This window comes from Subtercola frigoramans (assembly GCF_016907385.1).
Taxonomy (GTDB): Bacteria; Actinomycetota; Actinomycetes; order Actinomycetales; family Microbacteriaceae; genus Subtercola; species Subtercola frigoramans.
Map to the genome: position 1 here is coordinate 2,291,882 of NZ_JAFBBU010000001.1, position 15,227 is coordinate 2,307,108.

Annotated in this window: 11 protein-coding genes; 3 read left to right on the forward strand and 8 right to left on the reverse strand. The window is 61.8% G+C overall.

The features are described 5' to 3' along the window. Positions 1–40: 40 nt before the first annotated feature. From JOE66_RS10720 to mobF, 7 genes are all read right to left on the reverse strand, one after another. Entirely contained in the window at positions 41–1,174 is a 1,134-nt protein-coding gene (locus JOE66_RS10720; RefSeq protein WP_205109320.1) for a hypothetical protein, read from the reverse strand. Beyond that, positions 1,174–3,438 (reverse strand): sensor histidine kinase, encoded by a 2,265-nt coding sequence (locus tag JOE66_RS10725; RefSeq protein ID WP_205109322.1) that lies wholly within the window; start codon positions 3,436–3,438, stop codon positions 1,174–1,176. Before JOE66_RS10725 ends, JOE66_RS10720 begins: the two co-directional genes overlap by 1 nt. Then, entirely contained in the window at positions 3,435–5,267 is a 1,833-nt protein-coding gene (locus JOE66_RS10730; RefSeq protein WP_205109324.1) for a DNA cytosine methyltransferase, read from the reverse strand. The genes JOE66_RS10725 and JOE66_RS10730 overlap by 4 nt, the downstream gene beginning before the upstream one ends. A 189-nt stretch (positions 5,268–5,456) precedes the next feature. Beyond that, positions 5,457–6,191, reverse strand: coding sequence for a hypothetical protein (locus JOE66_RS10735; RefSeq protein ID WP_205109326.1), 735 nt, complete (start codon positions 6,189–6,191; stop codon positions 5,457–5,459). A 153-nt stretch (positions 6,192–6,344) separates the two neighbouring features. Next, on the reverse strand, positions 6,345–7,508 hold the full coding sequence (locus JOE66_RS10740) for an SIR2 family protein (RefSeq protein WP_205109328.1): 1,164 nt from the start codon (positions 7,506–7,508) through the stop codon (positions 6,345–6,347). A gap of 163 nt (positions 7,509–7,671) precedes the next feature. Then, on the reverse strand, positions 7,672–7,995 hold the full coding sequence (locus tag JOE66_RS10745; protein WP_205109329.1) for a sulfate permease: 324 nt from the start codon (positions 7,993–7,995) through the stop codon (positions 7,672–7,674). Positions 7,996–8,181: 186 nt separating this feature from the next. Next, entirely contained in the window at positions 8,182–11,724 is a 3,543-nt protein-coding gene (gene mobF, locus JOE66_RS10750) for a MobF family relaxase (RefSeq protein WP_205111879.1), read from the reverse strand. 64 nt (positions 11,725–11,788) lie between these two features. Between mobF and JOE66_RS10755 the strand changes: the two genes are divergently transcribed. Then, positions 11,789–12,961, forward strand: coding sequence for a restriction endonuclease (locus JOE66_RS10755; protein WP_307827159.1), 1,173 nt, complete (start codon positions 11,789–11,791; stop codon positions 12,959–12,961). 26 nt (positions 12,962–12,987) lie between these two features. Here JOE66_RS10755 and JOE66_RS10760 read toward each other — a convergent pair whose 3' ends face one another. Beyond that, positions 12,988–13,863 carry an AbiJ-NTD4 domain-containing protein gene (locus JOE66_RS10760; protein ID WP_372435489.1) on the reverse strand — a complete coding sequence of 292 codons (876 nt, stop codon included), beginning with the start codon at positions 13,861–13,863 and terminating at the stop codon, positions 12,988–12,990. Positions 13,864–13,953: 90 nt separating this feature from the next. Between JOE66_RS10760 and JOE66_RS10765 the strand changes: the two genes are divergently transcribed. Continuing rightward, the gene (locus tag JOE66_RS10765; RefSeq protein WP_205109333.1) at positions 13,954–14,097 is read left to right on the forward strand and encodes a hypothetical protein; all 144 of its coding nucleotides are present in this window, start codon (positions 13,954–13,956) and stop codon (positions 14,095–14,097) included. An 8-nt stretch (positions 14,098–14,105) separates the two neighbouring features. Further along, on the forward strand, positions 14,106–15,221 hold the full coding sequence (locus tag JOE66_RS10770; protein ID WP_205109335.1) for a DNA cytosine methyltransferase: 1,116 nt from the start codon (positions 14,106–14,108) through the stop codon (positions 15,219–15,221). Positions 15,222–15,227 lie beyond the last annotated feature (6 nt).

Here is a 15,227-nt window from a genome sequence, read left to right on the forward strand (position 1 = left end):
TCTTGTACCGGGCTATGCTCTTGCGAGCGCGTTGATCCGATCACAACGGAACTACAGACGGCGTGCCGGTAGCTGTCTGACCTGGCAGTACCGAATCTTCCAGCCGCCGCTTGATTAGATCCTCATCGAGGTCGGGCACACCAATACGTCCACGGAACTGACTGTGCTGCACCAATAGTGCCTCGGAGAATGGACTGACAAGCGAGGCCACAGCTTCCATCGCTTCGAGCACATCCACCTTGACGGATCGGACATTCTCAAGGTCGATCACGAGGTCTGGAATGTCTCGAAATGCTGGCAGGTACTGGTAGCGACCTTGAGTTGCTTTCAGAACGTCCTTCCGGAGTTCGTTCCACTCCCCTTTCGCGGCCTTGCCTTGAGCTTTTGCCGATGTCCAGGCCGTGTACTTGCGATGCGCCTCAATCGGTCCCGCGTGGGCTAGCAATACGTACTCGAACTTTTTCTGTTCGAAATCGCATGCGGGTGTTAGTACCACCCACCAATCTTGGCCACGCTCGCGAAGGATGTCGCCCGGGGACCGTATTTCTGAAGCTGGCGGATACACATATCGGTGGCTCGGGTGAGTTGTGAACGAGTGCTCACGGTCTTCGTCTAGCACTCGCGCAAGCCGGCTGATGAGCACTTGGGCGAGCGTCGCTGAGTCTGCGCCGTCGGTGTACTCGCTCCAGTGGGGTCCGAGCTCTGTCCACATGTGCTTCGTGAGTACCGCCGCAACCTGCTTTTCGATGTCATCGATTGTGTCTACTGCACGGCTCGCTATAGCTGCTTCAATGGCACCCGGCAGCTTGTCTATGTCGTCCTTTTTTACGACAGCGACGATCGGGAGCATGATCTCATTGTCGACGTTCTCGGGTAATGCCGTCCAGAAGATGACAGGGGCGAAACGTGCTTCTTTGATGTCCAAAAAAACGGCGTGGCCGGCGGTTTTATCGGCCGTCGTCGGATTCGGGGTGTCTCGTCTGACATCGAGCACCACCAAGTCACTCTCGCCCCTCTGCACACGGGCAAATCCGGCGTCGAAATCGGTCTCAAACTGCACGTCAACGTCTATCGCTGGGTTCAGATCAAAAGCGTCTGTAATCTCGCGCTGCGCTGCGGCAGCGAGGTCCGCCTGATCCTCGATAATCAAGATCCGCCAGGTCTTCTCCGTCACTAGACACGCCTCCTGAACGTCGCCTCGAAAGTTGCCCCACTAAGAGGGCCCTCGTTGACGAGAGTGAGTTCGCCGCCGTATATGTCCTCAACCAAGTTTCCGACGATGCTGAGTCCGAGTCCGACCCCTTCGGGCTTGCTTGAGAAATACGGGTCAAAGATGTGCGGTCGAAGATCATCCGGCACCCCGGGGCCCGAGTCGCTGACGGCGAAGGTCAGCGATGAGTCGTCGTTGCTTCGAACCCCAATCAGGACTTTCCTCTCGGCGTCCTTCGACTGAGTGGCGGTCCAGTAGATCGCGTTCTGGATCAGATTCACGAGAACAGTCAGCACCTCTGCTTCGTCCAGCCGCGTTGTGAAATCGTCATCGCCCGCAAGAAGTTCGACACCCTGATCATCGGCCTCGACCTGCATGATGGCTATCGCATTCTTTATGACATCGTGAGTCCGGGTCTCCTTCGGTCGACCGCGCTTGCGTCCCCCGAAGGGTTCGATCTGGTTGAACAGTGACGAAAGAACCTGCGCCTGTACGCCCGTCTGCTCCATAGAGCCCTGAGCGATCACGACTTTTTCCGCTAGCGGCAAGGTGGGCTTGTCGAGGTCGCGCTTCCCAAACCTTGCAATGTTCTTGAGGCGTGTAACGACTGTTCGCCCATCGTGGAGGACACGGTCGACCAGTGATCCCAGAGTGGCGAGACGCGAGTATCGCGACAGGACGTGCTGAACCTCGGTGACTCCGTCCTGAATGTCGCGGTTCTTCTCGTCAATCAGACCGATGAGTCGAGTGTCACCGGGGTAGCTCGCGGCGAGTGCGCCGCGGATCTCACCAAGGTCGAACCGCTCGAACAGTCCGCCCTTCTTTTCGGCTAGTGGTTTCTCGGGATGTCGCGCCGTGTAGCGACGAATCTCTAGCTCGTTCAGTGCAGCTCGAACCAACGCTTGAAGATCTGAATAGGCCGGCCCCGCGAGAAAACCTTCTCGGTTCGACTGGTCTTTTAGACCCTCATTCGTGTCAGCTCCGATAAAGATGTGACCGATGATCTGATTGTTGGAGAGCCTACGAGTGGGGCTTTGGACGCGTCGGAGGTCAAGGCCGAGCCAGTCGTCGCCGCTCTCGCCGAAGGGCAGGACGCGGAAGCCGTCTCTGTATATGCTGACCCCGGCGACAACGTCGAGTGTTTCGCGGAAGCCCTTCAAATCCTTCGGAGTAGGGGTAGGTCCGCCCGGGCTCGCCGCTTCGAGGGTCCGCTGGATGGCGTCTTTATCTCGATCCCATACGTTGATCTCGAAGTCGAAGGGCCCGGCATTCGGAGCTCGTTTGTCGTTGTTCCAAAGCAGTTTTGTCCCTAGATCTTCGTCGATCGGAGGGTCCTGCTGTACGTAGTGAAGGGCTGCTGATCCGTTCTTGTCGACGGACCCAGTAAGTCGATAGTGGGGTGTCTGGAGATCGGCTGAGGTGTCAACTGGACCGGCGAATCCCTGCAACTCTTCTGGGACCGCTAGGAGTTCAATGAGGATCTGGAAATCGGGGGCGGCGGTTTCGGGACCCTTAGCGGTCAATACCTCGGCCGTGGTCTTGGCGACTGGTCGGGGACGAATCAATCGGGTGAGTGCGGTGCGAAGTTCGACGAAGTCCTCCTTCGTCCACCCGTGTGTCAGCTTGTCGATTTGCAGCAGAGTTCCATGGCCGCGTTGCCATGTCTCGCTGACGGAATCGGAGAAAACTTCGCTGGCTGAGCCGCTTTCAGAGAAGATCTCTGGGTCGCCGAGCTCCCATGCCACTTCGATCTCGTCAAGGTAGGCGTCGTCGCGGTCGAACTGGCTCCAGTCGATGAGGAGTTTTACCTCGCTGACGTCGGCCATCCTGGTCACGAGCATCAGCTCGCTGCCGAGCCTTGCCGCGGCCAACCTGCCGATGCCTTTCTCGCCGAGCACGCGCCGTCCGCTGTCACTTTTGGGCTTGCGCCTTTTTGTGTCGGTGGCGATGTCAAGCCATGAACGCTGAAGAGTGGGAACGTCCATCCCGTGCCCGTCGTCCCAAACCTCGATCCTGCCACTGCCTTCTTCCAGAGGTCCGCGAAAGCGAATGATGACAGTAGTTGCGTCGGCGTCGTAGCAGTTCTTGACCAGTTCGATGAGCGCAACTTTGTCACTACTGATGAGATCGTTACCCAGCGTGCGGAGCAGACGTGCTCTTGGTCTCAGCGCGCCCAAACCGGTCGGAGTAGCTGGGTCGTGTTGCCGGGTGACGATCTCATCGGTCATGACGCTTCCTCTATCCCCAGGTTCTCAAGGTCTGCACCGAGAGGACTCATGATGTGCGCCCGCGCCTCGGAGACTGTGATCGCTCGTATGGCGCTCATCCGCAGTGCGGCTTCGGGTCCGGTGGACACCAATTGGGCCAAGGCAACCTTGATGTCGGTGTGCAGTCCGGTCTGCGCCTCCGGCAGGCCCATGAGTAGGGTGACAACTTTGCCGATGTGCTCGTTTACGAGCAGCTCGTTACCGCCACGCAAGAGTGCAAAGACCTTGCGCTGGGCGGCACCAAGGAGCGTCGCCAGAAGTGGAGTCCAGTCGACGGATTCCTCGTTGCGCAAGATCTCGCGGAGGTCTCGAACGGATTGCTTCCTTGTTTTGCTGAGATTGTGAACATCGATGTGTTGAAGTGATGTTGGCGTCAGATCCTGAATCCCTCGGACCGGCTCCATGAGAGCGAATGCTGAGGCAAAGGGCAGCCGATGCACGTCGAGCAAGGCGGCGATAGCGGCTGCGGCAGCGGTCATATCTGGACCGGGATACAGCCACCATGTGGCCTGCCGCTGCCGGAGCGCCCATTGGGTGAGGTGAGCTCGCATCGCCGGCAACGGCGCGAGCTCGTGTCCGGGCTCGCTGAGTGGCAGGATCGCTTGAGCAACGACGCGGCCAAGAATCGGGGGGACTGCGTTTCCGATCTGGCGGAATGCGTCGCTTCGAGTTCCGAAGAACCGGAAGCTGTCGGGGAACGTCTGAATGCGTGCGGCTTCGCGGACAGTGAGGGTGCGGTGCTCTCCCGGGTGGATGTACCAGTACCCGTCCTTGGCGATGTGCGCGGTGATGGTCCGGCTGAGGTCGTCCCAGTCGAGCCGCTTGTATTTGTCGTTGAAGGTGTCGGAGCGGTATCTCTTGAGACGGTCGGGGAGATCGGAGTAGAGAGTCGATGAGGTCATCAGCTCAAATGCCTCGCGATCGTCATCGCGTACTGGACGGGTCATGTGGTCGTAAATGATGCCTGGACTTGCGGAACCACGTAGCTCTTTCGCAAGTGTCCTTGTCGGCTCAGTCAGGTAGGGCAGTTCTCGGGCCCCGGTGGTGTCATTGAGCGATGGCAGATCTTCAATCGCATCGCGGACTGACGGCGGATCATCTGTCAGGCTCGGCCACACTGGCAGGGCTCCGTCGTTTCGTGCTTGGAGGATAAATCGTTTGCGGTGCTGTGGGACGCCATGTCTCCAAGCGTCAAGGAGTCTGTAGTCGATGGTGTAACCCTCATCTTCGAGGATGTCCGCGATTTCTCGAATGACTTTGAGATCGTCCCCGATAGCCATGTCAGGCACGTTCTCCATCAGGACGGCACGAGGCCGAAGCGCGAGCACCACGTCGATGAACGAGCGCCAGAGTTCTTTGCGCGCGTCAACCGCGTCGCGTGTTCCTTCGTTGACGAGTGAACGGATCTTCGCTCGACCGGCTCTGCTGAATGGCTGGCACGGCGGCCCGCCTGCTATGAGATCGATGCCGAGAGGACGTAACTCCTTGATAAGGCTGGCGACCTGGGTTGAGTCGGACATATCGACTTCTAGTGCTCGTCCGCGGAAGTTGGCGCGGTGTGTCTCTAGGGCTGCTTTGTCATGGTCGACCGCAGCCACTACCGTCCAGCCGGCTGCCTCGACGCCGGCGCCGAGTCCGCCGGCACCTGAGAACAGGTCGATCGCGAGGGGGCGTCCGGATTGCTTTTCGGCTGCGCACCATTCGACGAATTTCTCGTCCTCAGGCGCATCGGGGTGCCGGGGCAGGATTAGCGGGACGGAGCGCTCGAGCTTCACTGCGTACGTTGCCACGCGTCACTTCTCCTTGCTGAACCTAAGCGTTCACCTCCAGGAGAACACGAACGATGATGCCGGGTGCCGCGACACGCCATGTCAAGAATCCCCGGTTGTCATTTTACCGGTATGGAAGAGCGCGACGCACGCCGCATGGCGCACCGCGTGCACACTGCACTGCCGGGGTCAGTTGGTGACGCATCCGGGTTAGAGGGTCGGCGACGAGGTCTCCCCTGCGGCCGTTCCGAGTGCCTGAATCAGGTGAGAAACTCTCTGTTGATCTGGCATCGGCCAGTACAGGTGCTGCCGCTCGAACAAGCAGTGGAGGGCTCCAGAGGCACCTAGTTCTTCGAGAAGGTCGAGCGGGCTGGCGATGAGAAGTCCGAGCGGCGTCAGGTGTTCCCGCGCTCTGAGGACACCCTTGTCGCAAGTCATGAATACGTGCATCCCTGACCTGAGCGCATCTTCGACGAGGGTTCGGTCGTTGCCGGCGGGAACGTGAGACAGCGCATCCTTGATCTCCAGATCGCCGAGGTCAGCACACGGTGTGGGCAGTCCGTATCCGTCATCTTCGACGAGAGCGAGCGCGGCGCAGAACTCCTTCCATGCGTGCACCCTCTGCCGTCTCCGAAGCGGATCAAGCTGATTCTTCGAATCGTCAATCACTCCGAGCAGAATGTGGAACCGGATATCGCGAAGTACCCAGAGACTCATGACCAGCTGAAGACCTTCCAGCTCTTCGCCATGATCTGCGAGGACTTTCTGCGGGAGGGCCTCACCCTCCCAGAGTTGCATGCCGTGCTCGAAGTAGTCGATGAGCAGGTTCGTGTCCCAGGCAACCTGAAGCGGCCCACGTCCAGTACGTCCGAGGAACAGCGACGGTCCGTCCTCGTACAGGAAATGCGGGCCTTCTGGAGGGTCTACGTGCTGGTTTAGGTGCAACTCGCTTGCACCGATTCGAAGGATTGTGTCGTTCGCAAGCCAGATGCCTCTGGACTCATCTTCATGAGGCTGTCGAGAGCGCGGCTGGAACTTCACCAGTCAATCGTCCCATCACACACCGGCGTCTAGAGCGAGGAAGTTGGATCAGCACGCCTAGCCGTGAAGCTGCTCCACCCCCTGAGCTGCACCCAAAGGAAGGAAATCTGTCTGGATAGGCGTCCACATGGCACGGCTCCCGAATTCGTAACCCTCTCCGGACGCACCTCGTTGAAGGCGAGCGAAGTAGCTCGGTGCGCCGCCACCGTCCTGCATCCACTTCTCGATGTCTGGGTCAATGACGGACAAGCGGCGAGCGCTGCTCCCGTTCATCCACCTTGTCAACGCAGCGTTGATATGGTCATCGCGGAACGAGTAGCCCACGATAGTGAGCCACTCGGTACTCGCAAGGAGGCGGTCGAACTCCACGAGCATCGCAAGAAACGGCCCGTCTGAACGCAGCTTAGATCCGAGCCCAAAAACCAGCGCAGGATTTGCTCCGACCTCATCACCAACTCCGACAAGGTGCTCGCTGATCATCCGGCCTCCGATCGGTCGCGCGTGGTGGAGCACGTAGTCCAACGAGCCGTGGAGTTTCAGCAGCTTCAGGTCGCTCTCGGGCGTCCAGCCCCATCCGTAGCCGCCCCTCCACCTGTCGAGTCCGGTATCTACCGTAAGTCCGATCCGCGAACTAGCAGTTTCGACGGACAGGTCGTAGTTGAGCGTTGCGATCGCGTGTAGGTCTGTCGAGGACACCATCGGGTTCAGATACGAGACCCTTTCTGAGTCGACCTTGAGAACTTGAACGAGAGCCATCCGCATCCGCTGTTCGAGGTCCGCAAACAACGACGAAGATGTGGACTCAGTCAGGGCGGACACGCCCCGCTCGAATGTGGCTTGCAGTTCCATATCGCCGGCAGCCTCTCCGCTCAAGGATTCACGAAACTCGCGTGCCCACGATCTGGGGAGGCCCGATGGTCCAGTGACCGTGTCTAGGCTGCCGTTCCATCGTTCGACGAATGCGGAAATATCGAGGTCGTCACGCAACTTCAGCTTGGTCACCGCCGAGAACACGCGCTCGACATCAGGAACGACGAATGCATCCGCGCCTCCGCTGGCGTCATGCTGAACCATCGCTCCGATCACGGCATGGAGTAGCTGCCCCGTCGGATTCCGGAACGAACCTCGACCAAGTCGCTCCGCGATTGCTTTGGTGAGACCGACGCTCGACTTCAGCCCAGCATCGACTGACGCGCCCGCGCCCAATAGGAACATCTTCATCTGTTCTGTGTAACACCTCGCAGTCGCGATATCTCCGCGCTGCTCGGCGTCGTCACTTCGAACATCAACACGACATTGGCTTGAGATGGAGTAGCGGCGAGCCGTGCTCCCCCGCCAAGCATGCTATCTCCTCGTCGCGGGGCCCCGCGCGTTGTCGCCTTATCTAATGACCTGCACGAGTCGCCGCCGCCACTCGGTGGCGAGCGCGGATCAGCAGCGCGAGGCTCACAGGCCCCACGACGATGAACTTCAGCGCGTTCCACGTGAAGAGGAGAACGAGAAGATTGAGCCATCCGGGACCACCGTCAGCGATGAAGTTGGTGCAGATACTCGCGAGAAGCAGGTACGGCGCGGCAAGCAGCGTTGCTGGCACACCCCACTTGAGTCCTCGCCTTGTGCGGATCGCATCGAGGAGGATGTTGGTGGGCATGTACCGGCGGAGGAACCCCCGGGCATGGATGCTGGCATTCCAGAGTAGGCGGATCATTGCGGCAGTCCTCTTCTACGGGTCTAGCGACAAAGGACCTTGAAGGACTGCCCGGATCGGGCGATCATGCCGTCACGCTCGGGGCGACGGCGACACACATTTGAAAGCCGCCTTACTTATACAGTCCACTGTAGATCGGACTCTGGCCGTCGGGAAGTGGGAGCATGGTCAGCATCCTGGTTGAGTTCACAGGACCCGGCCGGTGCCTGTACGCCTCGGTGAGGGTGGCGTTGCTTCGTCGGTCGGCTGCGTTTTGATGGTTTTGATCCTCACCAGCGCGGCGCTGGCTCGTGCAAGGTCGATGTTTTGCGCTTCGACGCCTGGTGCCGCACCGAGCGGGTTGTTTGCAGTGATGTCGTAGCGGTCGCGGTACGCCGCGATGGTTCGAGCTTGCCGCCGCCAACTCGCTGCTGCCTCCGCCTCGGTAGGTTCCTCGCCGATCTTCAGTACCCACTCCTGTTTCTCTAGGGTCGCTTGGTCGAGGACGGCGTCGGCACGCCGCCCAATCAGCTCTCGCCGCTCGGTGAGTGCCTGCTGCATCTCGGCTGCCATCGGCCCGGAGGCTTCGGGGATCAGGCCCGCGATCAAACGGGGAGCCATGCGAGTACGCCCTGACCCTGCTGGGCGGGTGGTGGCGCGCGTGAGGCGGTGGTGAAGGACCGCAGCGATGTCGTCCGCGTCGCCGAATCCCCGTGCTGCACCCAGTCGCGGAAGTAGCAGGTCGACATCGTGGTGGTTAGCTTCCGCGCGTCGGAGTTCTGCGGTCAGAGCACCGAAGGTGTCGGAGCGGATCGTGTCTTCGGCTTCGTCCGGGGTGAGACCGGAGCTACGGATGAGCGTTGCCCAGCGGTCGTGCTGGGCGGCTTGCGCGATCGTCTCGTACTCAGCCGCGAGTTGCGCCACCGATCCCCACGTTTCTTGCTCAGCGGTGATCGTCTCGTGCGCGGAGAGTTCCGCGCCGACGTGCTGCAGCACCCCGTAGAGCACAGTCCGTGCCGTTGCGTCGGGGTTGTCTGCGGGGTGCGGGCCGTTGTGGGAGTCGTCGGGTCTGTCGGTGGCGATGTAGACGAGATTCGCTTCGCGTCCACGGGTCATCGCAACGTACAGGTTCTCCCTCGTAGTGCTCGCATCGGCGAGGATATGAGAGGTGTCGGTGGTGATGCCCTGAGCACGGTGTGCGGTCACCGCGTATCCGAGGTCGACATACTCGGCCACATACCCGGCCGGCAACACCAACTCCCCACCCCGACGCATGCCGGCACGGCGAACGGTGAGGGAGCCGTCATCGCGAACGTCGGTGACCGTCCAGCGGTCTCCGTTGCGCACCCACCCGCGACCGGCATGCAGGCGCCGATCGTTGCGACGCGTGATGATCGCATCGCCGATGGAGGCTCGGGAGGTGTCCTGGAGTTCGACTTCGCGGAGTGCATTCACGGTGCCGTCGAGAATCAGGTCTGCGCGGGCGCGCTGGTTCAAGGAATGGACGGATTCGTTCGAATCGGCGATCAGCACTGTCGCGATTCCAGCACGTGTGTCGGCGCGCCAGGCAGTGTACGCGGCGTCGATCATCGTCTCGTTGTCGCCACCGATGATGCGGTCGTGGTCAGCGTATGCGTCAATCGCTTCGGCACAGCCGTGACGCAGGTCGAGTGAGGCCGTCTTCTCCCACACATTGACGAACCGGTGCACGTCGACCAGTTCGGGGGCATCGTCGCGGTCGTGGACGAGGAGGGAGAACGCACCACCTGCGGTGACGGATTGGAGTTGCGCCCAGTCCCCCACCAACAGCACCTTCGCCCTCGTCTGCTCGGCCAGGGCCGTGATTCGGTCGAGGGAGAGGGTGCCGGCGAGGGAGGCTTCGTCGATGATGACCAGCTGACCCTTGCGGAAGGTCGCGCCGGTGCGCTGATGGGTGTCCCACCATTTCGCGGTGTTCTCCGTCGTGATACCGAGGTCGTCCGCGAGGACCTGCGCCGCGACCGCCGACGGGGCGAGTCCGACGACGCTGCCTCGTCCGTGCTCACGCTCCCACGCGGTGCGCAGTGCACGCATGGCCGTGGTCTTTCCGGCCCCAGCGGGGCCGACCAACACGTCGACTACTCGCCCTGACACGGCCACCGCCGCAAGCGCCGCGGCCTGATCCTCGCCGAGCATTCGTCCTTCGCAGTCGGGGCGAGCGGTGACCTTCTCCACGACGTCGATAGGCGCGGTCGGCGCGGTAATTGTGCGGGCGCGCTCGAGGAGCCGGTCTTCGGCGGCGAGGAGTTCTTCTGAGGTGTACACCGTCGATGCCTTCGGGCGGAATGCGCTCGTACCATTAGGCCGGCGGAACACCGCGGGACTGGCCGCAAGCTCGGGCGGGGTCAGTCGCAGCGAGGCGGCTTCGGCGGCATCCACGACCATCCCGACGATGGCTTCGCGGTCTCTGGTGGTGGCGAGACGGTAGGGCATGGTCTGGCGGGCGGCTTCTGCGGTGAGGTTCCACCGCCGCCAGGTCGACCGCTTCTCCCCTACCGTCGCAACGACGCTGCGCCCGAGCTCCGCGATAACGTCCAGCGGCACATCGTCAGCACGCAGTAACAGCGGGGCGCCGTTCGCAGTGACGGTGCGAGCCCAGGTGGTCGCGTCTTCACCGAGGAGGTGGGTCGCTCGTGCGCGCCACTCTGCGGTGAGGTCGGCGAGAGAGCGGACTTGCTTCTCGGGCCGGGTGGCGAGCGTTGCCTGTGCGCGTAGCTTGATCACGGTGGTCGGCGAGGGTTGCCGTCCCTGGCGCTCAATGTACTCGGCGATCAGCCGGTTCTTCTCTTGCTCGATCTGCCGCGAGCGCGACGAGAACTCGACCACGAGATGCTCGGGCACCGCGGTGATCGCCCACGCAGGGTTGCGGTCACGCCCCATCTCTCGGGCTTCCCACCCGACGCCGAAGGCGCGGGTCAGGTGGTCGGCGAACACGGCCTCATGCAGTTCCGACAGTGCAACCGTTGCCGCGTGCAGAGGGTGGCCGTCGAGGGACCGCCACTTTCCGTCGTGAGCGGTCTGCACCTTGTTCGAGATCACGACGTGGGTGTGAAGGTGGGGGTCGCCGGCTCTGCTGTCGTAGTGGTCGAACGCCGTCGCGATCAGTCCGGTCACGTCGACCTGCGAAACCGCCCCGTTGCGTCCGACCGCGCCGACACGGGTCGCGGCAACCTCCCGCTCCATGAACGCAACCATCTCCGCAACCGCCGCATGATGCGCGTCCGCAATGAGAGATTGTGTTCCTGCATCTGACACCGCCCACAGCACCGATGCTGACTTCGGGATGGAGAACGTGAAATCGAACCCCGCCACTGCCCGTCGGCTTCCGCGGTCATTTTCCTCGACTTCGATCGCGGCGATAACCTCCGCACGCGAGACCGGGCTGAGGTCGAGATCGAGCGCCGCTGTGCGAGCGTCGATTCGCTCGGCCACGGTGCGGTACTCAGGGTAAGCGCGCCCGAGCGGTTCCCCGGTGATTGGATCTCGGCCCATGCCGATGAGTAGCTGCAACTGGGACTCGGAGACGCGATCGCCCGGGACGATCTGCCCGCTGCCGAGTGCGGTGGTGGCCGAGCCGAGCCAGAAGCCGGGCGGGCTGCCTTCCTCGGTGTAGTACCTCGTCAACGGGGTGGACAGGGAGCGGTCTCCGTCGCCGACGGCGACGGTTCGCAGGAGGTACTTGTAGCCGCTACCGGCGCTCATCACTCGCATGGAGACCGTCACGTCGGTTAGGTGGTGAGCACGGCCCTGAAAGCGGAGGTGAGAAACTTGCGGAGTGAATCTTGACGAGCTTCTTCAGGTGATGGACCGTGCGGCAGCGAATCTTGCGAAGCTTCAGACGATCTGGGATCGCGCCCAGCCGATGATCCCGTCAAGCCCACAACGCGGCACGAGCCGGGAGTACGAAGACCTACGCCGAGCATGGACGCCTTTGCTCTCTGGCCTACCTCCAATCGATGGGTTGACGGTTACCGAAGAGCTTCCTGACATCGACGAGGCGGGTCAGTCGTTCATTGACTACTGGGAAATCGGCGAGCCCGCCTTCGCGCTCATGAACGAGTTGGAGAAGCCCGGCCACCAACTCGACGAGTACCGATTCAGGCTCGCCCAAGCGCGGCGTCGAGCAATCCACGACCGCTTGGATCAACTCACGTCCACGATCACCGGGACACTTGCCAAGCTCACTGAATCAGTTGATCGCAACTCATCGGATCGCGTAGATGATCCAGGAACAAAGGTGGTCGAGGACTCGATCAGCGAGATCGAGCGGTTGCTCGGGGACACCACCGATCGAAAGGGACGGTGGGGTGATCTCCACAGACATCTCCATTTCGGTCAGGGCCACGACTGGCACGACATCGCCGAGATGGACTGGCCGTCCGTTCGTGAGGACATCGAGGCCGCAAGTCTCTCTGAGACGGACCCGCTGCCGGTGCCAGTAATCGACCTCGGAGTCGCCGCCTCGGCAAAACCGACAGGGGGTGCAACCATCGGACTCACATGGACCGCCCTCGATGACGACGGATTCGAGCGCCTGCTGTTCGACCTGCTGAGGGGCTTCCCCAGCTACCAGAACGTCGAGTGGCTCATGAAAACGCGTGCACCTGATCGAGGGCGAGACCTGTCAGCGGAGCGCATCATCAAGGACGACGGCGGAACGACACGCACTGAGCGGGTGATTGTCCAAGCCAAGCATTGGACCACGAAGTCTGTCGCGCCGGCCGACATCACGAACACTCTGGCCGCGCTCCCGCTCTGGGAACCGCCTGTAGTTCGAACCCTAGTAATAGCAACGAGCGGACGCTTCACCTCCGACGCCGTGGCGATCGCAGAAAAGCACAACGCCGACGGCAAGCTCCCGTTCATCGAGCTCTGGCCAGACAGCCGACTCGAAACGCAACTATCTCAGCGACCAGACCTGATCGCGAGCTACAGACTTCGTTCCTAGAACGGTCCCTCCCCCTCCGGGTGAGACTAGAACTGGAAAGCGGGGCCCGGATCGTCTGAGTCGTCCACGCCTTCGCCACGGTGCAGTGTGACCAGGAAGGTGATGATGGCGCCCGCGATTCGCACGACCATCACGGTCTCCGCATAGGCGATTTCTGGTTCTGCATAGCGGCCGTGCCGGGCACCCGGAAGCTGGTTTGAGTATGCGTAGATCTTCTCGATTGCGCCGCGCAGGGGCACGTGGTAGCCAGGGCTGTCGGGGAAAAGGTTGCGCGCAACGTCAGACAGGGTTGCATGCGGTTTGCCCTCCACGATCTTCGCAACGGCCTCGAGCGCATTAATTGCATCCGCGACTGCGCCCTCGAGGTTCGCGGGCATGCCGCGCAGGTTGCGCAACGCGTTGAGGTACTGCTTGCGCACCGGTTCGAACTCATCTGTCAGCGACGCAACCGCTTCATCCTCGTCACGCCGAGTCCCCAATTCGTTCGCAACCGGCTCGTAGAACTCGAAGCGTCCGTCGCGCATCTCATACGCGATCCCGCTGCGAGAAAGCGCCTGATTGATGGCCGATTGCAGCTTCGAGCGCACCTGCCCCCTTGCGCTCGCGACCTCCTTTTCCAACGCTTCGTAGACGTCGATCCAGGTCATCTGATCGAGAACAAGCCGCGCTGACTCGTCGGCATACGAGTCACTCCAGACGTTCGAATCAGGAAGCTGATGCGTGTGTTCACACAGCCGCCTGTAGGCGGCGAGCGAACTCTTCCCGTCGTTGCTGACCGCGTTCCACAACACGATTCGAAGAGCATCACTGTCGCGCTCGACCTGCGTCCGTGGAGGTTCGGGACGGGCGTACCCAAATCGATCTGCGAACGACATCGCTCCCCCTCCCCGTACCACCGACATACAGAGTCTCCATTCTCTCGGAATTCCGGCGCGACAGCGCGAACCTCATCTGCAAGACGCGTGGCAACTCAATGAGGGGTCGCGTCGAGCATGGCGGAAGTCGCCGTCGAGCAGTCCGGCGAGTGGGCGGGCCGATATGTCGAACGGGGTCCACTGGGCGATGTTGTGCACCTGGCAGGTGACCAGCTCGAAGCCGTCGTCACTCGACTCGACTTCGGGGTTCACCATCCATGAGGGTGCGCATGCTCAGCCAAGATTCCGCCAACCAAGCGGCACCGCTTCGCGTGGGATCGCTGTTCTCCGGCTACGGCGGTCTCGACCTCGCCGTCGAAGAAGTCTTCAACGCCCGAACGGTCTGGTTCTCCGAGATCAACGAGCCCGTCGCCCGCGTCTTCTCCCACCACTGGCCCGACGCCCCGAATCTCGGCGACATCACCACCATCGACTGGGCCGTCGTGCCGCCGATAGACATCCTCTGTGGCGGGTTCCCCTGCCAGGACGTATCAACCGTCGGGAAGAGAGCCGGTCTCGCCCCGGGCACTCGTTCCGGCCTCTGGGCGCACATGGCGACCGCAATCGAAGCTCTGCAACCCGAGTGGGTCATCATCGAGAACGTCCGCGGGCTGCTCTCCGCACCCGCGACCCGCGCACGCTCGGAAGGAGAAGAAGATGAGCGACGCAACACCCCAACCGCAACCCCCGACGGTGCAACCCCTCGCGATCTGGAACCCGACTCGTGGTTTCTGGCAGAGACCGCAACTCGACCTCTTCGGGCAGCAGGAGCAGTTCTGGGAGACTTGGCCGACCTCGGGATGGATGCGACATGGATCGGTCTACCCGCTTCCGCAATCGGCGCACCCCACCCGCGGTTCCGAGTCTTCATCGTCGCCCACCGCACTATTCCGCACCCCGCTGGCATCGGACTCCTCACGCGGCGGGGAAACACTGCAACACGTCAAAGCACGCCGCGGAACGATCGCCTTGAGCCATCAGATCATCGACCTCGCCCTCCACGGACCGAACGGATACCCGAGCACGAAGGAACCCGAGGGCCTGTGGACGTTGATCGGGCAGCTCTTCGACGCTGGGGACGATACGCCCCAGCCATAACCCGCTGGACACGAATCACCGGATTCCCCGCACCGGCTCCCGCGCTCCTCAATGAAACAACCGGCCCACGTCCCTCGCCCGCCTTTGTGGAATGGCTGATGGGCCTACCAGCCGGCTGGGTCACCGACGCACACCACGGACTCACAATCAACCAACAGATCACCGCCCTCGGCAACGGGGTACTCCCCCGGCAAGCTGTCGCTGCGGTCAGTGCTGGACGTGCTGCGCTCAGCCAAGAATCACGGTGACGCCAA

What these genes read in the sequence shown, in the direction of transcription:
- JOE66_RS10725 (WP_205109322.1), bottom strand. Translation starts at nt 3,438, where the DNA reads ATGACCGATGAGATCGTCACCCGGCAACACGACCCAGCTACTCCGACC.
- JOE66_RS10740 (WP_205109328.1), bottom strand. Translation starts at nt 7,508, where the DNA reads ATGAAGATGTTCCTATTGGGCGCGGGCGCGTCAGTCGATGCTGGGCTG.
- JOE66_RS10745 (WP_205109329.1), bottom strand. Translation starts at nt 7,995, where the DNA reads ATGATCCGCCTACTCTGGAATGCCAGCATCCATGCCCGGGGGTTCCTC.
- mobF (WP_205111879.1), bottom strand. Translation starts at nt 11,724, where the DNA reads ATGCGAGTGATGAGCGCCGGTAGCGGCTACAAGTACCTCCTGCGAACC.
- JOE66_RS10760 (WP_372435489.1), bottom strand. Translation starts at nt 13,863, where the DNA reads ATGTCGGTGGTACGGGGAGGGGGAGCGATGTCGTTCGCAGATCGATTT.
- JOE66_RS10765 (WP_205109333.1), top strand. Translation starts at nt 13,954, where the DNA reads ATGGCGGAAGTCGCCGTCGAGCAGTCCGGCGAGTGGGCGGGCCGATAT.
- JOE66_RS10770 (WP_205109335.1), top strand. Translation starts at nt 14,106, where the DNA reads ATGCTCAGCCAAGATTCCGCCAACCAAGCGGCACCGCTTCGCGTGGGA.